At 68.8% G+C, this 18,112-nt stretch carries 14 protein-coding genes; 5 read left to right on the top strand and 9 right to left on the bottom strand.

The window, feature by feature from the left end; genetic code table 11:
• Window positions 1-8: 8 nt before the first annotated feature.
• The 3 genes from ACWJI7_RS10985 to ACWJI7_RS10975 are packed head-to-tail and all read left to right on the top strand — an operon-like array spanning window position 9 to window position 3,337.
• Complete coding sequence (locus ACWJI7_RS10985; RefSeq protein ID WP_479937927.1) at window positions 9-1,199, top strand: FAD-binding oxidoreductase; 1,191 nt, start codon at window positions 9-11, stop codon at window positions 1,197-1,199.
• 15 nt (window positions 1,200-1,214) lie between these two features.
• Window positions 1,215-2,069, top strand: a complete 855-nt coding sequence (gene purU / locus ACWJI7_RS10980; protein WP_479937925.1) for a formyltetrahydrofolate deformylase — start codon at window positions 1,215-1,217, stop codon at window positions 2,067-2,069.
• Window positions 2,066-3,337 carry an O-antigen ligase family protein gene (locus tag ACWJI7_RS10975; RefSeq protein WP_479937923.1) on the top strand — a complete coding sequence of 424 codons (1,272 nt, stop codon included), beginning with the start codon at window positions 2,066-2,068 and terminating at the stop codon, window positions 3,335-3,337. Before purU ends, ACWJI7_RS10975 begins: the two co-directional genes overlap by 4 nt.
• Here ACWJI7_RS10975 and ACWJI7_RS10970 read toward each other — a convergent pair.
• From ACWJI7_RS10970 to acnB, 5 genes are all read right to left on the bottom strand, one after another.
• On the bottom strand, window positions 3,307-4,491 hold the full coding sequence (locus ACWJI7_RS10970) for an acyltransferase family protein (protein ID WP_479937921.1): 1,185 nt from the start codon (window positions 4,489-4,491) through the stop codon (window positions 3,307-3,309). The two genes, ACWJI7_RS10975 and ACWJI7_RS10970, sit on opposite strands and share 31 nt — an antisense overlap.
• Entirely contained in the window at window positions 4,484-6,076 is a 1,593-nt protein-coding gene (locus ACWJI7_RS10965) for a B12-binding domain-containing radical SAM protein (RefSeq protein WP_479937920.1), read from the bottom strand. The genes ACWJI7_RS10970 and ACWJI7_RS10965 overlap by 8 nt, the downstream gene beginning before the upstream one ends.
• A gap of 134 nt (window positions 6,077-6,210) precedes the next feature.
• Window positions 6,211-6,672, bottom strand: coding sequence for a hypothetical protein (locus ACWJI7_RS10960; RefSeq protein WP_479937918.1), 462 nt, complete (start codon window positions 6,670-6,672; stop codon window positions 6,211-6,213).
• 106 nt (window positions 6,673-6,778) lie between these two features.
• Window positions 6,779-8,188 (bottom strand): ClC family H(+)/Cl(-) exchange transporter, encoded by a 1,410-nt coding sequence (locus tag ACWJI7_RS10955; protein ID WP_479937917.1) that lies wholly within the window; start codon window positions 8,186-8,188, stop codon window positions 6,779-6,781.
• 8 nt (window positions 8,189-8,196) lie between these two features.
• Window positions 8,197-10,845, bottom strand: a complete 2,649-nt coding sequence (acnB, locus tag ACWJI7_RS10950; RefSeq protein ID WP_479937915.1) for a bifunctional aconitate hydratase 2/2-methylisocitrate dehydratase — start codon at window positions 10,843-10,845, stop codon at window positions 8,197-8,199.
• Window positions 10,846-11,000: 155 nt separating this feature from the next.
• Between acnB and ACWJI7_RS10945 the strand changes: the two genes are divergently transcribed.
• Together ACWJI7_RS10945 and ACWJI7_RS10940 are read left to right on the top strand one after the other, a co-directional pair.
• A complete protein-coding gene (locus ACWJI7_RS10945) occupies window positions 11,001-12,110 on the top strand; it encodes a 3-deoxy-7-phosphoheptulonate synthase (protein WP_479938004.1) in 1,110 nt (369 codons plus the stop codon).
• Between the two features lie 181 nt (window positions 12,111-12,291).
• Window positions 12,292-12,642 (top strand): hypothetical protein, encoded by a 351-nt coding sequence (locus ACWJI7_RS10940; RefSeq protein WP_479937913.1) that lies wholly within the window; start codon window positions 12,292-12,294, stop codon window positions 12,640-12,642.
• A 60-nt stretch (window positions 12,643-12,702) separates the two neighbouring features.
• On the opposite strand, the gene ACWJI7_RS10935 is transcribed toward ACWJI7_RS10940, so the two are convergent.
• The 4 genes from ACWJI7_RS10935 to ACWJI7_RS10920 all read right to left on the bottom strand — a co-directional run bounded on the left by ACWJI7_RS10935 (window position 12,703) and on the right by ACWJI7_RS10920 (window position 18,089).
• A complete protein-coding gene (locus ACWJI7_RS10935; RefSeq protein ID WP_479937911.1) occupies window positions 12,703-13,401 on the bottom strand; it encodes a diacylglycerol/polyprenol kinase family protein in 699 nt (232 codons plus the stop codon).
• 58 nt (window positions 13,402-13,459) lie between these two features.
• Complete coding sequence (locus tag ACWJI7_RS10930) at window positions 13,460-14,440, bottom strand: RpoD/SigA family RNA polymerase sigma factor (protein ID WP_479937909.1); 981 nt, start codon at window positions 14,438-14,440, stop codon at window positions 13,460-13,462.
• A 185-nt stretch (window positions 14,441-14,625) separates the two neighbouring features.
• Window positions 14,626-16,764: a polyphosphate kinase 1 gene (gene ppk1, locus ACWJI7_RS10925; protein WP_479937907.1), complete on the bottom strand. Its 2,139-nt coding sequence runs from the start codon at window positions 16,762-16,764 to the stop codon at window positions 14,626-14,628.
• A 41-nt stretch (window positions 16,765-16,805) separates the two neighbouring features.
• The gene (locus ACWJI7_RS10920) at window positions 16,806-18,089 is read right to left on the bottom strand and encodes an MFS transporter (protein WP_479937905.1); all 1,284 of its coding nucleotides are present in this window, start codon (window positions 18,087-18,089) and stop codon (window positions 16,806-16,808) included.
• Window positions 18,090-18,112: the final 23 nt, after the last annotated feature.

The raw sequence follows: 18,112 nt of genomic DNA, 5'->3' as shown, positions 1-18,112 counted from the left end.
ATCGTGCCGTGATCACTCCCGAGCCCCACGAGCTGGCCGACCTGGTGCGGCATCTGCATGCGGACGGCACCCCGTGGATGCCCGCCGGCAGCGGCAGCCGACTGGCCTGGGGCCCGCCGGTGCGCGACACCTCCACCGAGCTGAGCACCGTCCGCCTGAATCGGATCCTCGAGCACGCCAGCGGCGACTTCACCGTGACGGTGGAAGCGGGTACCCCCCTGCGGGAGCTGCAGGAGAACCTGCGGGCCGAAAATCAATGGCTCCCGCTGGACTGGCCCTGGGGCAGCGGCGCCGACGGAGCGGGCGCCGGCACGGTGGGGGGACTGGTGGCTCGCGGCATGGCCGGCGGGCTGCGCCACCGCTATCTGGGAGTCCGCGACCAGCTGGTGGGCATCGGGTTGCTGCGGGCCGACGGCACCGCTGCCCGAGCCGGCGGCAAGGTGGTGAAGAACGTGGCCGGCTACGACCTGATGCGGCTGTTCACGGGGAGCTGGGGATCCCTGGGGCTGATCACCGAACTCACCCTGCGCACCCAGCCCCTGCCGCCCCAGCGCCGTGGCCTGCTGCTCCAGGGCAGCCTTGACGGACTCGACGCCCTGCGCCGCTGGTTGCTCCGCTCCAGCCTCACCCCCGAACTGATCGACTGGTGGAGCGCGCCGCTGGCCGCCCGGGCCGGGGCCGACCCCCTGCCGGGGCTCCTGCTGGGCCTGGCCAGCGTCAGTGATGCCGCCCTGCGGGCCCAGTGCCTCGAGATCCGGGCCCAGGCCAAGCGGGACGGGCTGCACAGCCAGCCCCTGGATCCGGAACGGCTGGAAGCCCTGCGGGCCGTGGCCCTGGGGGAACCGGCCGAGGCCGGCTGGCTGCTGCGCCTCGGGGTGCTCCCCGCCCAGGCGGCCTCCCTGCTGGCGGAGCGGACCCTGCGCGATCTGCCGGTGGCGATCGGTGGCGGGAGTGGTCTGGGAGACGGCTGGGCACCGGCCTCTCTGCCGGCCTACCGGGTGGAGGAGCTGCGCCGCTGCTGCGCCGCCCGCGGCGGCCTGCTCACGGTCCTGCTCCAGCCGGACGGCCAGCGGGTGCCCGCCTGGGAGGACGCGCCGGCCCGCACCCTGATCGAGGCGGTCAAGCGGGAGTTCGACCCCCGACAGCAGCTGGCCCGGGGCCGATTGCCGGGGGTGGCGGCGGCACAATGCGCACTGTGACGGCCCCCGGCGCCGATGAGTGTCCCCACCGCGATCCTGCAGGTGATCTGCCCCGACCGTCCCGGTCTGGTCAGCGATCTGTCCGGCTGGGTGGCCCGCCACGGCGGCAACATCCGCCACGCCGACCACCACACCGATGCCGGAGCCGGGCTGTTCCTCAGCCGGATCGAATGGCAGCTGGAGGGCTTCCAGCTGCCACGGCCGGCCATCGGTCCGGCCGCGATGGCCCTGGCGGAGAGTCTGGGCGGCCAGGGGGAGCTCCACTTCTCCGATCAGCCGCCCAGGGTGGCGATCTTCGTGGGCCGGCAGGAGCACTGCCTGGTGGATCTGCTCTGGCGCACCCGCTCCGGTGAGCTGCCCATGGAGGTTCCGCTGGTGGCCTCCAACCACCCGGATCTGGCTGAGCTGGCCGAGGGCTTCGGCGCCCGATTCGTGCACGTGCCCGTGGATCGAAGCAACAAGGGGGCGGCGGAAGAGGTGCTGCTGCGGCTCCTCCGGGAGCGGCGGATCGAGCTGGTGGTGCTGGCCAAGTACATGCAGGTGCTGAGTCCCCAGTTCCTGGAGCGTTTCTCCCCGGTGATCAACATCCACCACTCCTTCCTGCCGGCCTTCAAGGGGGCCCAGCCCTACCAGCGAGCCTGGGAGCGGGGGGTCAAACTGATCGGCGCCACCGCCCACTACGTGACCGAAGATCTCGACGGCGGACCGATCATCGAACAGGCCACCGTGGCGGTCAGTCACCGCGACGAGGTGGAGGATCTGATCCGCAAGGGGAGGGACACCGAACGACTGGCGCTCGCCCGGGCCCTGCGGCTGCATCTGCGCCGCCAGGTGATGGTCTACCGGAGCCGCACAGCCGTCTTCTCATGATCCTGGCCACGCTGCGGCGCCTCGACGGGGCCCGCCCCGAGGAGGCCTCCCTGCTGGGGTGGCGCTGCTTCCAGCTGGGCCTGGTCCTTCTGGCCAGCAGCGCCCTGCTCGCCGGTCTGCTGCTGCTGGTGGCCCTGGTGCTCGGCAGCCGCCATCGCCCCCGCCCCTTCGAGGACCACGTCAACCTGGTGATGCTGCTGGCGGCGGTGCTGATGCTGCTGGGCTGCCTGGGGGCCTCCAGCGGCTGGCTGGCCTGGGTCGGGCTGGGGAACTGGCTGCCGTTCTTCTGGGCGTTCTGGGGTTTCCAGCCCTATCTGGCCGGCGAAGGCGCCCGCCGCCGGGTGGGGCTGCTGCTGGTGGCCAGCACCGTGCCGGTGATCATCACGGGCCTGGGGCAGCTCTGGTGGGGCTGGAGCGGGCCGTTTCAGAGTCTCGGAGGGGCGATCATCTGGCACCTGGTGCCGGGGGGAAACCCGGAGGGCCGGCTGGCCGGTCTGTTCGATTACGCCAACATCGCCGGGGCCTGGCTGGCCCTGGTCTGGCCCTTCGCCCTGGCCTCCCTGCTGGAGCGCTCCCTCCCCTGGCGCCGCCGGTTGCCGGCGCTCGGAATCGGCATCGCCCTGGTGGTGTCCCTGGCGCTGACCGATTCCCGCAACGCCTGGGGCGCCCTGGTGCTGGCCCTGCCGCTGGTGATCGGTCCGGCCCGCTGGGGCTGGCTGCTGCCGCTGCTGCTGCTGGGCCTCCTGCCGGTGGCCCTGGCCAGCCTGGCGGGGGTGCCCCCCTGGCTGCAGCAGCCCGCCCGCACCCTGGTGCCCGGCGGAATCTGGGGGCGGTTGAGCGATCTGGAGCATGCGGGCCGCCGACCCCTGGCGATCACCCGACTCAACCAGTGGGGCGTGGCTCTGACCCTGGTCGGTGAGCGGCCGTGGCTGGGCTGGGGGGCAGCCGCCTTCAGCGTCATCTATCCCCTGCGCACCGGGAAATGGCACGGCCATCCCCACAACCTGCCGATCGACCTGGCCGTCAGCCATGGGCTGCCGGTGGCTGGGCTGGTGGTGGCTCTGGTGCTCTGGCTGCTGATCCGGGCCGTCCGCCGCGGCATGGCCACCGGCAGCCTGTTCGATCGGGCCTGGTGGGCCGCCGCCCTGGTGCTGGCCTCCCTGCATGCCACCGATATCCCCTCGTACGACAGCCGGATCAACATCGCCGGCTGGATTCTTCTGGCCGGATTGCGGGGCTACGGCCTCCGTCCGCTCCCGGCACGCTGATCCGCCGATTCCAGGGGGGACGCGGGAATCGCCAGACGTTTGAGCAGGATGCCGCTCAGGGCCGCCGCCGGACGTTCCACCAGGAGCATCGACAGAATGCAGACGACAAAGAGGATCAGCAGAACGGTGAGATCGCGGCTGGCGATGGGCCATCCCAGACGAGCCAGGTCGGGCAGAAACTGGAGCACCGCCTCCACCAGCCAGATATGGAACAGATAGATTGCGTAGGTAAGGCCAGAAATCCAGAGGATCCCTCTGGGCGCCTTGATCCTGTGCCTGAAGACCCAGCCGAGGGCAAACAGGGCGAGGGCCAGCAAGGCATGGTGATCATGACTCCAATTGGGCTGATAGCGGGGAAGCAAAGTCCAATACTGCCCCATCACGATGAGAAACAACAGGGCAGCGGCCAGCCCCGACGTCAGCTTCCTTTCGTAGAGATACAGCGTTGAACCGACCAGCAGAAACGGGAAGTACAGCGTGACCGAACCGGTGGCGGGCCATTCAGGCGACCAGATGATCGTTCCGTTGGTCCAGGGGGGGAGCCAGCCGCTCAGCAGGGTGATGCCGGCGTAGACCAACACAATCCTGCCCCAGGACAAGGCGCGCCCAGGCGCCCTCAGCACGACCAGAAGAACAAGCATGAACAGATAGAACAGCAGCTCGATTCGCAAGGTCCATTCAGCTCCACCAATCGAATAGGGCGTCCCAAAGAAATCACCCAACAAGGTCATTTGCTGAATCGCCGTGATTGGGCTCGGCGCCTGCCCGAACCAGGCCAAAACGGCGATCTGACAGATCAGCACGAAGATATACAACGGATAAATACGAAAGAATCGCTTAACGGCAAACTGAACCGGGGTTTCACGACGAACCACATGGGTGACGATGTAGCCTGAAATCAGAAAGAAGAGCACCACCCCCACACCCCCTTCGAAGCAGAACGGGAGAACTGCCATCAGCAAGAGTTTCAGGGGTCCAGGTGTGTCGGGATTGCCGAGCAGAACACTGAGTCTTTCATAGTAAAGATGGCTGACAAGAACACTCAAAAAGGCGGCAATCCGCAGATAGTCGAGGAAGGGGATTCGCGGGGGCTGCTGCTCGGCGGCGGTTTCGGACATCCCGGCGCCGCGCTCCGGGTCGTGGCGTTCAGGCACCGACCGGAGCACTGGGCTGTCCAGGGGGTGTGAGTGCTTCGGCGCGATGCCGTCGCAGCGTGGCCGCCGGCAGGGGACCTTCCAGATGGTCCCAGGGCAAAATGCACCCGTCATCCCAGACCGCGTGGACCGTCTCTGCCCAGGCGGGCGGAGGCGGCAGCGGTGGAGTGACCACGGCCGCATCGCCGGCCCGCACGGCCCGGTGGGCGGCCTTCCACCCCCCCAGGCTGCTGTGACGTCCGCGCACGGCGGCGATCACTGGCGCCAGACGCCGGTCTCCGCGGGAGAGCAGAGCCTGGATCACGCTCCAGCCATAGCTTTCCGGCCGCAGCTCGATGCCCTTGGGCTTCAGGCGTCGGGCCAGCCGCTGGAGGCGTTTCTCCGCTTCGGGTCGCACCGGCTCCCACTGGAAGGGCGTGTGGGCCTTGGGCACGAAGGTGCTGACGCCCAGGGTGAGGCGCAGCCCGGGGGTGGCGGCCCGCAGGGTCAGCAGCAGGTCGGCCGTGGCCTCGATGTCGGCGTCCTCCTCGGTGGGGAGCCCGGCCATGCCGTAGAGCTTCAGCCCGCTCAGGCCGCCCTCCCTGGCGTAACGGGCTGCCGCGACGATCTCCTCGGTGGTGAGCTTCTTGTTCACCAGCTGCCGCATCCGCTCGCTGCCGCTCTCAATCGCGATCGTGAGCGACTTGCTGCCCCGCCTGGCCAGGATCCGCCCCAGCTGGGGTGTCACCGTGGCGGCCCGCACGGAGCTGACGCTCAGCCGGATGCCCTCGAAGCGATCGGCATCGAGCCAACTGAGCAGGTCGGCGAACTGGGGATGCTGGGTGACCGAGGCACCGAGCAGCCCGAGCCGCGATGTGACCGCCAGGCCGGTCTCCACCGCGGGGATCAGGCCGTCGTCGAGGGAGGGGGTGCGAAAAGGGAGGGTGAGGTAGCTGGCCAGGCAGAAGCGGCAGAGCTCGGGGCAGCTGCGGACCACCTCCACCATGTGGATCGAGGGCCAGGCCGCTTCGGGGGTGATCACCGTAGAGTGGCTGAGGGTATTGCCCCTCCAGGTCTGCTTGGCGACCGTGGCCGGGATGCCCGCTTCGGTGGGTTCCACCACGAGCAGGGCGCCACCGGCGTCGTAGCGGGGGGCGTAGAAGGCCGGCACATAGACCCCCGGCACCCGGGCCAGGGCCCGGAGCCGATCCGCCCGGGGGGCATCTCGGTGGGCCACGAGGGCCTCGACGAAGGCGGGCAGCAGCGACTCCCCATCGCCTAGCAGCACCGCATCGAAGAAGGGAGCGAGCGGTTCGGGGTTGGCGGTGAGCACGGGGCCGCCACCGAACACGATCGGATCCTGCTCATGTCGGTTGTGGCTCCAGATCGGGATCCGCTCCCGCTCCAGCAGGTCGAGCAGCACCGGGCCGTCGAGTTCCCAGCTCAGGGAGAGGCCGAACAGATCGCACCGGCGGTGGGGCGGATCCGCCTGATCGGTGAACAGCCGGCGCACATCCAGATCGCGGCGCCGCGCCAGCGTGGCCCAGACCACCTGATACCCCAGGCTGGTGATCCCCACCGCGTAGGTGCTCGGAAAGGCCAGCACCGTGCGCAGCGCGTCAGCGTCCGGGCGGGCGGGCTCGAACAGCAGGGTTTCCTGGTTCAGGGAACGGGCTCAGGTCGTGACTCCAGGGTGTCATCCCCGGGGTCTGGATGCCGTGCCGCGCCCGGCGGGCGGACCTACCGCGCCAGCAGGGCCAAGAGCGGGGCGATCAGGCCGCTGATCGCCGAGCCCGCCGCATCGGCCGTGGGGAAGGAGCCGCCATCGAAGGTCTGGATCACCTGGGCCGCCGCCGCTTCGATGGCGGGCCAGCGGTCGCCGGCCAGGGGTTGGATCAGCGGCGTCGCTTTCTCGAACAGGGCCGGAAAGCCGCCCATGCCGGCGATCGCCCCCTGCAGATTTCCCGCCTTGATCTGAGTTTCACTGCGCTGGAGGAGGTCCAGGATGGGCTGCACGGCCGGGGCAAGGGCCGTCATCGAGGCATCGGCGGCGGTGTTCCGCACCGCGTCCGCCATGCCTCCACCCGCCTGGCCGGCGGCGTCCTTGATGGTGCCGGCGGTCTGGCCGCAACCCGCCACCGCCAGGCTGAGCGCCACCGCCAGGACCCAGCCGGTGCGACCCAGGAGGTCAGCTCGTGGCATCGGCGAGGTGCGGCAACGCCCGAAGCGTAGGAACCACCCCCGGGCCCTCCGGCTGGCCAGGGGCGTTCGTAACAGCAGCTACCGAAATCCACAGGGCCTCGGCCCCTCAGAGCTTGCGGGGCCGCAGTGGCACGGAGCGCACCGCCCCAGCCGCCGGCGGTTGGGGCGGGAGCGGCGGCATCAGGCGCTCGAACAGGGAGTGGCGGTGCAGCATCTGCGCCACCAGAAAGCCACCCAGACAGGCCACCAGCAGGGGTTTGAGGATCAGTGGATCCTTGGTGAGGGCGAAGGTGAGGAACATGGCCGTGATCGGGGTGCGCGAACAGGCCGCCACGAAGGCCCCCATGCAGGCGAACACCACCGTGCTGGGGGCCGCGCCGCCGAGCTGCTCGATCGCACCGGCTACCCCCAGCCCCAGGGCACCGCCCAGGGTCAGCATCGGCGCGAACAGCCCCCCCGGGGTCCCCACGGCGGCAGCCAGACCCGTTGTCACGAACAGCACCACAAAGATCGCCAGGGCCCGGGAGATGTCCAGATCCCCTTCCGCCACCGCCTGACGGATGCCGGCCCGGTTGATGAAATCGGCCGGTAGCAGGGCGTCGATCAGGCCGATCAGCACGCCCACCCCGGCCATGCCCGCCGCCAGCGGGAGTCGCCAGCGCCGGCGCAGGGTGTGCAGCCCCACCACGAAGCGGCAATAGGCCTCGGCGGCACAGGCCACCAGGGCACCAAGGCCGAACAAGACGACCAGATCGAGTGGACGCACCTCGAAGAAGGCGAACACCTGGCGCTCCAGGGGCAAGGTGCCCGACGGACCCAGGCCGGCGAGGGCCGGGCCCAGGCCCGCCAGCCCCAGCAGATCGGCCCAGGTGTCGGCCCAGAAGGTGGTGAACAGCACCAGCAGCATCACCACCGGCCGGGCACCGCGCAGCAGCTCCTCGAGGGCATAGAAGAAGCCGCCAATCGGCGCGTTGAACACCGCCGCGATGCCCGCCCCGCCGCCGCCGGCAACAATCATCCGCAGGAAGGCCTTCGGCGCCTGGATGCGACGGGCCATCTCATGACCCACCGAGCTGCCCATCTGGATCGAAGGGCCGGATGGGCCGAGCGGAAAACCGCAGCCGATCGCCACGATGCCGGCCGCCAGCTTCACCAGCGCCACGGTCAGATCCATCGGGACAGGGCGACCCTGCAGGAACTGCTTCACCTGGGGGATGCCCGATCCCTGGGCCGCCGGGGCCAGGTGTTGCACCAGCAATCCTGCGATCAGGCCACCGCCGCCGCCGATGGCCGGCAACAGCAGCAGATCGGGACCGGAGCCCAGCAACCCCAGCCGCCAGCGCCCCAGGCCATCGAGGCCGATCTTGAACAGCAGACCGGCGGTGGCCGCCCCCAGACCGGTGAGGATCAGGGCCAGGACCACCGGCAGCAGCCGATGCTCCAGCAGGCGGCGCAGGGCGCTGGTGCGCGCCTGATCCCGTTGCAGCTCCCGCCTGACGAGTTCGTCCGCAGGCACCGTCCGCCTCAGACCTCCGCCAGGACCCGCTCCTCCTCGGCGCTGCTCACCACCCGGCCCTCGTCGCGGAAGCCCTCGATCTGATCGAAGTTGAGGTAGCGGTAGAGCTGATCGGAAAGGGGATCGATCTTGGCCGCCGCGATCTCCAGGTATTCGGCCGGTGTGGGGATGTGGCCCAGCAGGGCACACACTGCCGCCAGTTCGGCGCTGCCCAGGTACACCTGGGCACCGTTGCCGAGGCGGTTGTTGAAGTTGCGGGTGCTGGTGGAGAACACCGTGGTGTTGTCGTCGACGCGGGCCTGGTTGCCCATGCAGAGCGAGCAGCCGGGCAGCTCCATGCGGGCGCCGGCTGCCTCGAACTTGTTGGTGTAGCCCTCGGCGCGCAGCACCTCGTCGTCCATGCGGGTGGGGGGACAGACCCAGAGCTTGGCGGCGCTGCTGCCGGCCCCATCGAGCACGGTGGCAGCGGCGCGGTAATGGCCGATGTTGGTCATGCAGGAACCGATGAACACCTCATCGATGCGGTCGCCGGCCACCTCGGAGAGCAGCTTGACGTTGTCGGGATCGTTGGGGCAGGCCAGCACCGGTTCAGTGAGTTCATCGAGGTTGATCTCGATGATTTCGGCGTACTCGGCGTCGGCATCGGCGCTCATCAGCTGGGGATCGGCCAGCCAGGCCTCCATCGCCTGGATGCGGCGGGCCATGGTGCGGGCATCGCTGTAGCCGCGGGCGATCATGTTCTTGAGCAGGGCCACGTTGCTGCTCAGGTATTCGGCCACGGTGGCTTCCGAGAGTTTGATCGTGCAGCCGGCGCAGGAGCGCTCGGCGGTGGCGTCCGTTAACTCAAAAGCCTGCTCCAGCTTGAGATCGGGCAGCCCCTCGATCTCCATGATCCGGCCGGAGAACACGTTCACCTTGCCCGCCTTCGCCACGGTCAGCAGCCCCTTCTGGATCGCTACCCAGGGGATGGCGTTGACCACATCGCGCAGGGTGACGCCGGGCTGGAGCGAGCCGGTGAAGCGCACCAGCACCGATTCGGGCATGTCGAGCGGCATGGCGCCGATGGCGGCGGCAAAGGCCACCAGGCCCGAGCCGGCCGGGAAGGAGATGCCCAGCGGGAAGCGGGTGTGGCTGTCGCCGCCGGTGCCCACGGTGTCGGGCAGGAGCATGCGGTTCAGCCAGCTGTGGATGATCCCATCGCCGGGACGCAGGGCCACACCACCGCGGGAGGCCATGAAATCGGGCAGCTCGGCGTGGGTTTTCAGGTCCACTGGCTTGGGGTAGGCGGCGGTGTGGCAGAAGCTCTGCAGCACCAGATCAGCGGAGAAGCCCAGGCAGGCCAGCTCCTTCATCTCGTCGCGGGTCATCGGCCCTGTGGTGTCCTGGGAGCCCACGGTGGTCATCAGCGGCTCGCAGCTGGTGCCGGGGCGCACGCCCGGCAGGCCGCAGGCCTGGCCCACCATCTTCTGGGCCAGGGTGAAGCCCTGGCCGGTTTCCGCCGGTGCGGCCGGCCGGATGAACAGCTCCGAGGGCGGCAGGCCCAGCTGGGTGCGCACTTTGTCCGTCAAGGAGCGGCCGATCAGCAGGGGGATGCGGCCGCCGGCGCGCACCTCATCGGCGATCGTGCTGGGTTTGAGCTCGAAGCGGGCCACCACCTCGCCGGCGTCCGGTTCGCCCGCGGCCCGCTCGATCGTGCCGGCGAAGGGCCTGATCGTGATCACATCACCGGAGTTCAGCGCCGAGACATCGCACTCGATCGGCAGGGCGCCGGAATCTTCGGCGGTGTTGAAGAAGATCGGCGCGATCTTGCCCCCCAGGATCACGCCGCCGCCCCGTTTGTTGGGCACGTGGGGGATGTCGGTTCCGGTGTGCCAGAGCACCGAGTTGATCGCCGACTTGCGGGAGCTGCCGGTGCCCACCACATCGCCCACGTAGGCCACCGGGTGGCCCTTGGCCTTGAGCTGCTCGATCAGCTCCAGGCCGCCCGGCATCCGGGTTTCCAGCATCGCCATGGCGTGCAGGGGGATGTCGGGGCGGGTGGTGGCGTGGGTGGCGGGGGAGAGGTCGTCGGTGTTGGTCTCGCCCTCCACCTTGAACACCGTGACGGTGATCGCCTCGCTCAGGCCCGGCCGGGCGGTGAACCACTCGGCGGCGGCCCAGGACTCCACCACCTGCTTCGCCCAGGGGTTGCCGGCGGCCAGCTCCAGCACGTCGTGGAAGGCGTCGTAGACGAGCAGGGTGCGGCTCAGGCCCGTGGCCGCCTCGGCGGCGATGGCGGCGTCGGCGTGGCCCAGCAGGGCGATCAGGGCGCCGACGTTGTAGCCACCGATCATGGTGGCCAGCAGGCGGGTGGCCTCGATCGGATCCACCAGGGGGCTGGCCAGCTCGCCCCGGGCCAGGGCGCTCAGCCAGCCCGCCTTGACGTAGGCGGCCTCATCGACGCCCGGCGGGATGCGTTCGCTGAGCAGATCGAGCAGGAAAGAGACCTCCCCAGCCGGCGGCTGCTCCAGCAGGGCAGTGAGCGCCTGGGCCTGGGTGGCCGTCAGCGGCAGGGGGGGGACCCCCATGGCCTCCCGGGCCGCCGCCTCCTGGCGGTAGCTGGAGCCCGGGCCGAATCCTGGTGCGGCTTCCGGGCTGGAGGGGGGAGCGCCGACCATGGCTGTCACTGGCATCGGTGTCCATTCTCGTCGCCAGGGGGGCGAATCGGTGGTCACCGTCGCTGCCAAAGACTTCGGCCGGGCCTCCCCCCGGGTCCCCAACGGATGAGTCCTTAGGGTGGATGGTCAGCTTGCGCGACGGGGCCGTGTCCGGCATGAACGCCACCTCCGACCTCCATGTGGTAGAGACCCGGCCGCTGGTGGCACCCGAGGTGCTCCATCATGAGCTTCCCCTGACGGAGCGGGCCGCCGGCACGGTGCTGCAGGCGCGCCAGCGGATCCAGGACATCCTGCACCGCCGGGATTCGCGCCTGCTGGTGATCGTGGGCCCCTGCTCCGTGCACGACGTGGAGGCCGCCCGGGCCTACGCCGACGCCATCGCCGAGGTGCGCCGCCGCCATCAGGACCAGTTGGAGGTGGTGATGCGGGTCTACTTCGAGAAGCCCCGCACCACGGTGGGCTGGAAGGGCCTGATCAACGACCCGCACCTGGACGGCAGCTACGACATCAACACCGGCCTGCGACTGGCGCGGGGTCTGCTGGTCCATCTCGCCGAGATGGGGCTGCCGGCCGCCACTGAACTGCTCGACCCGGTGGTGCCCCAGTACATCGCCGACCTGATCAGCTGGACGGCCATCGGTGCCCGCACCACTGAAAGCCAGACTCACCGGGAGATGGCCTCGGGCCTGTCGATGCCGATCGGCTTCAAGAACGGCACCGACGGCAGCACCGCCACCGCCATTCACGCCATGCAGGCGGCATCCCGCCCCCACCATTTTCTGGGCATCAGCCGGCTCGGCCATGCCGCGATCGTTTCCACCACCGGCAATCCGGATGGCCACCTGGTGCTGCGGGGGGGCAAACAGGGAAGCAACTACCACCCCGAAGCGATCGAGGCGGCCGCGGCCAGCCTGGTGGCCGAAGGGCTGCCCCCCCGCCTGATGGTCGACTGCAGCCACGGGAACTCCAACAAGGATTACCGCCGCCAGGGGGAGGTGCTCGAAGCGGTGGCGACCCAGCTGCGGGGTGGCTCCCGCCATGTGATGGGCGTGATGGTCGAGAGCCACCTGGTGGCGGGCCATCAGAAGATCCCCACCGATCTCACCACCCTCACCTACGGCCAGAGCATCACGGACGCCTGCATCGATCTGGCCACCACCCGGGGGCTGCTCGAACGGCTGGCCGAGTCGGTGGCGGCGGCGATGGCCTCGACGGGGGATCCCGGCCAATCCGCCAGCGGGGCACGGGCGGCCCTGCCAGTCTGAGCGAATCCCGGTGGCCCAGGCTGCCCCCCGGGACACTCGCATGGGGCTTCATTTGGCACTCCCATCAACCGAGTGCCAGGGGAATTCCAGTCCACTCAATGATACCGAGCGCTACAAACTGTTCTGTCTGAACGTTGTCTTGCCAGGGCTTCTCTAGTTTGCACCCACGTCGTTCCAGGAGGTGCTGAAGTTGTCCTATCTCCTTCAGTTCTGCGGGCTTTCCGAGCCGCTGCAGATGTTCTACCTCGAGCAGAGTGGCGAAACCGCCGCCGCCAGCGGCCCCGTCTTTGCCGGATTCCGTCCTTTTCAGCTTGATGATCTGCTCCACTGGGCCCAGGCCTCAGCGCGCCGGAGGGGCTGGGATGCCGACGGCATCGAGAGCACGGTGCTGCAGGTCTGGATGGAGCGGGCCGAGGTGATCCGCCAGTGGCAGCGGCGGCTCAAGGAGGAGCCGGCCGATCGCCTGATGGTCGCCGCCCTGGGCACACGGGCCGACTGGCAGCGGCGCTGTGAAGGCATGCTGCGGGCCTGAACGACCTTCGGACCGGCCAGGGGCTCAAGAGCTCAGGGACCCCTCTCGGCGGGGAGGTCGTCAGCCGGCACCACTCAGCCAGTTCCAGAGCAGACCGGTGGCCACCGGAACACTGAGGTTGTCGAGACCGAGCACGGCGCACTGCTCGAGCAGCACCGCCACCGCGCCGATCAGCGCCAGGGCGGCCAGCGGGGGGGACTCCCCGGGGGCCAGCCGCAGCAGCAGCAACACCGCCAGGGAGCCAGCGGCCATGGCCAGGGTGCCCGCCACGGACTTGCGCTGGCCCCAGACCTGCCACTGCGGGGACGGGATCAGGGGTCCCAGCAGACCGGCCAGCCCGTCGCCGCAGGCCATCACCAGCACCCCAGCCGCCACGGCGGCGGGCTGGCCCGGCCAGAACAGCGCCAGCAGCACCGTGATCGCCCCCCCGTAGGCCACGGTGCCGTAGCTGTCGCGACCCACGTCCTCGATGGCCGGCAGCAGCCGATAGCGATGGTTGAGGGCCGTGAGAAGCGTCACCAGGCCGGCAGCGGGCAGGGCGATGACCCGGTCCAGCTGACAGGCCCAGGCGATCAGGGCGACGGGACCCGTGCCGATGTGCACCAGCTTGCGGCTCCATTCCGGCTGCAGGGGCCAGCGCCGGCGCAGCAACAGCGCCAGACCCACCACCAGGGCCAGCCAGAGCACCACGAGCAGGACCCCCAGCCCCTGAGCCGCCAACCCGCCGGGCTCTGGGGCGCTATCCAGCCACGACTGCATCCGGCCAGGGATCCTCGAACCGGCTCAGCCTGGCAGGTCGGCCAGCCCCGGCGGCGGCTCAGGCGGCCTGCTGCAGATTGCTCATCAGCCGCAGCTTCATGATGGCCTTGGCCTCCAGCTGCCGCACCCGCTCCCGGGAGACATTGATCTGGCGGCCGATCTCGGCCAGGGTGAGGGGCTCCTGACCCTCCAGGCCGAACCGGAGCTTGAGAATCTCCTGCTCCCGCTCATTGAGCTGGGAGAGCCAGGCCCCGAGGTGCTCCTTCTGGATCGAGCGATCCATGTGGTCCATCGGCTCGGCGCTGGCCGGGTCGGCGATCAGCTCACCGAGCGTGCTGCGATCCTCCTCCCCGCGGGCATGGGCATCAAGGGAGGCACAGGGAGCGCTCTGGGAAATGAGATCCTCCAGATCACGGGTCTCCATGCCCATGGCATGGGCCAGTTCCAGGCGATTGGGCTGGCGACCGAAGCGGTGAGAGAGCTCGCGGGTGATGCGCCGCATCTTCGAGAGCTTCTCGCTCACATGGATCGGCAGGCGAATGGTCCGGGCGCTGTTATCGATCGCCCGCGTCATCCCCTGGCGGATCCACCAGTAGGCGTAGGTGGAGAATTTATACCCCATGGCCGGATCGAACTTGTCGACGGCTCGCTCGAGCCCGATCGCGCCTTCCTGGACCAGATCGAGTAATTCAAGGCCCTGATTCTGATACTTCTTCGCGACACTGACCACGAGCCGGAGATTGGCGGCCATCATCCGATCACGAGCCCGCACGCCCATGCGGATCTGATGGCGCTGGCGAGGAGTGAGGCCAGGTTCCGGCAGCTCGTGCAGACGTTTCATCGCCTGCACATGGTGAGCCAGTTCAATTTCCTCGGCCGCCGTGAGCAGAGGCACACGCCCGATGTTGCCAAGGTACCAGCCGATGGAATCGGCGCTGAGCCGACCTCCCCCGGTCTTCGACTGCACCACCCGCGCTTTGGGCCTGGCACCGGATGGCGCCTTCCCCGTGGCGGGAGTGGATCGCAGAGGTGTCCCCATCACCCCAGGCTCCCATTGAGTTGTGGCCGGAACATAGCAGGGTTGGGGCTTGAGCAGCGGTATCAATGCGAAGAATTTCCGCCGATGCGTCACTGAAATTTCTTCATTGAGTTATGCATGATGCGCTTGGCGATCCTTTGGTAGCCGACAACACTGGATCCAGGTGAGCATGGCGGCGGCGCCGGTCAGGACCTGGCGATGTCCAACCCGGTGCGCCAGCTGCGGATGAGATCAAGCTGGGCACAACGGATCTCCCCATCCGGTTTCCGAGGGATGAAACTGCCGTCGCCGTTCATGTCCCAGGCAGCGGAATTGTCCTCGAAATAGGTGTCGAGCAACCGCTCCAACTGGGCGCGCAGATGTGGATCCTCCACCGGCGCCACCGCCTCAACCCGACGATCCAGGTTGCGGGGCATCCAGTCGGCACTACCGAAATACATCTCCTGGTCACCACCGTTGCCGAACCAGAACAGACGGGAGTGCTCCAGAAAGCGGCCGATGATGCTGATCACCCGGATGTTCTCGCTGACCCCCTCCAGACCGGGACGGAGACAGCACATGCCGCGGATGATCAGCTCGATCATCACACCGGCCTGGGATGCCTCGTAGAGCAGGGCGATGATCGCCGGATCCACCAGGGCATTCATCTTCGCCCGGATGCGCCCGCCACGACCCCCGCGGGCATGATCAATCTCACGACGGATCAGCGCCTCCATGCCCTTGCGCAGGGTCACGGGGGCCACCAGCAGCCGGCGGAAACTCTGCTGCTTGGAGAAACCGGTGAGGTAGTTGAACAGCTCCACCAGATCCTGACCCAGCTCGGGCCGGGATGAGAGCAGGCCGATGTCGGTGTAGAGGCTCGAGGTCTTCGAGTTGTAGTTCCCGGTGCCGATGTGGACGTAGCTGCGCAGCCGCTCCTTCTCCTTGCGCACCACCAGCATGATCTTGGTGTGGGTCTTGAGGCCGAGCACTCCATAGACGACATGCACACCGGAATGCTCCAGCTGGCGGGCCCACTGGATGTTGTTGTCCTCATCGAAGCGGGCCTTGAGTTCCACCAGGGCCATCACCTGCTTGCCGTTCTCGGCCGCCCGGATCAGCGCCGCAATGATCGGGGAGTCCTTGGAGGTGCGGTAGAGGGTCATCTTGATGGCCAGCACCGATGGATCGTCGGCGGCCTGGCTGATGAATTCCTCCACGGAGGTGGCGAACAGGTCATAGGGGTGATGGAGCAGCACATCACCGCGACGGATCGCCGCGAAGACGCTCTCGAACTCCTCCCCCTTGATCGAGCCGTCCCCGAGACGGCTCTTCTGGGCCCGCGCCAGGGAGGAGGCTGTCCGGCCCTGGTGGGGCTTGTCCTTGAGCGTGGGCAGCGGAATGGCCAGCAGGCGCATCAGGTCGTCGAGGCCAAGGGGTCCATTGATCCGGTAGAGGTCGGCCGGATCCACGTCGGTGCCCTCCATCAGCAGGTCCACCACCTCCTCGGGCATCTCATCGGCGACCTCGAGCCGCACCACCTCACCGCCCCGACGGCGTTTGCGCAGGCCCTCCTGCAGGGCCTCCATCAGGTCGTCAGCCTCCAGGTCCCGCAGTTCCAGGTCGGCGTCGCGGGTGACGCGGAAGAAGTAGTGCCCCTCGATCGTCATGCCCGGGAAGAGGAGCTCGAGGTTGAAGGCCAGCACCTGCTCAAGCGGCACGGCGGTGTAGACCGGCGCGGGCTTGCGGCTGCAGAGCTCGGTGGGAATCTCCACGAACCGTGGCAGCGTTTTCTGGGGCACCTTGACCCGGGCGAACTGTTGCTGTCCGGTGTCGGGGTCGCGAATCAGGGCGGCCACGTTCAGGCTGAGGTTGCTCATGAACGGGAACGGGTGGGCCGGATCCACCGCCAGGGGGGTGAGCACCGGGAAGATCGCGGTCCGGAAATAGGTGTCGATCCAGCTCTTCTGCTGTTTGTTGAGGCGCTGGTAATCGATCAGCTGCACCCCCTGCTCGAACAGTTCCTGCTTGAGCTTCTGGCGGTAGTGGGCCTGCTGCTGCTCGAGCAGGGGCCGGAGCGTCGTCTGGATGGCTTCGAGCTGCTGGCGGGGAGTGAGTCCATCGTCACTGAGGCTGGTGACCCCCGCTTCCAGCTGGGACTTCAGGGAGGCGACCCTCACCATGAAGAATTCATCGAGATTGTTGCTGAAGATGGCGCTGAATTTCGCCTGCTCCAGCAAGGGGGTACTGGGGTCGAACGCCTGGGCCAGGACCCGGCTGTTGAACGCAATCCAGCTCAGCTCACGGTTGATGTAGAGCTCCGGAGCCACCACTGAATCGCTCATCGCCGAACCATCGCCTGCAGCTGCCGCCGGCAACGTAGCAATCAGAGGGTGGGGGATTCGGTATGGGGCTTGCTTGCCCGGGAGCCATCCGCCGTGGGAAGACCGCCGATCACCAGCGCGATCACCCCCACGAACAGCACGATGCCGAACCAGAACGGTGTCCGGCGTCCCAGCAGGTCGTAGGCCAGCCCGGCCAGGGGCGGACCGACAAAGCTGCCCAGACTCTGGAGACCCTGGAGGCTGCCCAGGGCGGCCCCCTGGCCACCGGCCGCCAGCCGCCGGGACACCTGGCTGCGCAGACAGGGGGTCACCAGGCCCGTGCCGCAGGCCAGGAGCGCCACGGCGCTGAACACGAGCGGCAGGGCATTGCCCCGGTCGGCGATGGGCACCAGCAGGCAGCCGGTCACCACCAGGCCCAGCCCCGTCACGGTCAGGCGCGATTCCCCGAAGCGCGCCACCAGGGGACCGATCAGCCCCCCCTGCACCACGGTGGCCACGACGCCCACCACCAGGAATGCCGCTGCCGAGAGCCCCGGCCCCCAACCGAAGCCCTGCTTGAAATAGAGCACCAACACGGCGGTGAAGCCGTTGAATCCCAGAAAGAAGAGGAAGAAGGCCAGGCAGAGCCGCCGCACCCGCGGATCCCTGAACAGGCGCCTCAGCTGGACGACGGGATTGAGCTCCCGCTTCCGGGGCAGGGCAAGGCGGGCCGCCGGCGGGTGGGTTTCCGGCAGCACCGTGAGCACCAGGACCAGGTTCAGTGCTGCCACCCCCACGGCCAGCAGCAGGGGCAGGGTGATGCTGACGCCAGCCAGCAGGCCGCCCAGGGCCGGACCCAGGATGAAACCCAGCCCGAAGGCCACACCGATCAGCCCGAAGGCCTTGGCCCGCTGCTCCGGCGGGCTGATGTCGGCCAGCACAGCCCCGGCGGTGGCGGCGGTGCCGCCGCTCACCCCATCCACCAGGCGGGCCCCGAACAGCAGGGCCAGGGGCCAGGCGCTGCCCGCCGGCCAGGGCAGGGCCAGGGTGAGGGCGAAGCCCCCCAGCCCCAGCACCGATCCGGCCACGCAGGTGGCCAGCACCGGCCGGCGGCCGAAGCGGTCGCTCAGGGCCCCAATCAGGGGGGTGACCAGGAACTGGGCCAGGGCGTAGCTGCCGGCCAGCAGGCCGAGGGTGCTGCCATCGCTGGTGAAGCCCGCCAGCAGGAACGGAAGCAGCGGAAAGACGATGCTTTCCGAGAGCCGGTCGTTCAGCAGGGTCAGGAAGACGCAGGTGGTGGTGGTGGGGCGGGCCCAGCGCACGGGGTCGGCTCGACGCGGATTCACCTTCCCATGGGGCCGGCGGGAAA

This window comes from Cryptocyanus atlanticus LEGE 06306 (genome assembly GCF_056633155.1).
This window is presented reverse-complemented; position numbering and strand designations above follow the sequence as displayed.

What these genes read in the sequence shown, in the direction of transcription:
- ACWJI7_RS10945 (WP_479938004.1), top strand. Translation starts at nt 11,001, where the DNA reads ATGAACGCCACCTCCGACCTCCATGTGGTAGAGACCCGGCCGCTGGTG.
- acnB (WP_479937915.1), bottom strand. Translation starts at nt 10,845, where the DNA reads ATGGTCGGCGCTCCCCCCTCCAGCCCGGAAGCCGCACCAGGATTCGGC.
- ACWJI7_RS10935 (WP_479937911.1), bottom strand. Translation starts at nt 13,401, where the DNA reads ATGCAGTCGTGGCTGGATAGCGCCCCAGAGCCCGGCGGGTTGGCGGCT.
- purU (WP_479937925.1), top strand. Translation starts at nt 1,215, where the DNA reads ATGAGTGTCCCCACCGCGATCCTGCAGGTGATCTGCCCCGACCGTCCC.
- ACWJI7_RS10930 (WP_479937909.1), bottom strand. Translation starts at nt 14,440, where the DNA reads ATGGGGACACCTCTGCGATCCACTCCCGCCACGGGGAAGGCGCCATCC.
- ACWJI7_RS10960 (WP_479937918.1), bottom strand. Translation starts at nt 6,672, where the DNA reads ATGCCACGAGCTGACCTCCTGGGTCGCACCGGCTGGGTCCTGGCGGTG.
- ACWJI7_RS10975 (WP_479937923.1), top strand. Translation starts at nt 2,066, where the DNA reads ATGATCCTGGCCACGCTGCGGCGCCTCGACGGGGCCCGCCCCGAGGAG.
- ppk1 (WP_479937907.1), bottom strand. Translation starts at nt 16,764, where the DNA reads ATGAGCGATTCAGTGGTGGCTCCGGAGCTCTACATCAACCGTGAGCTG.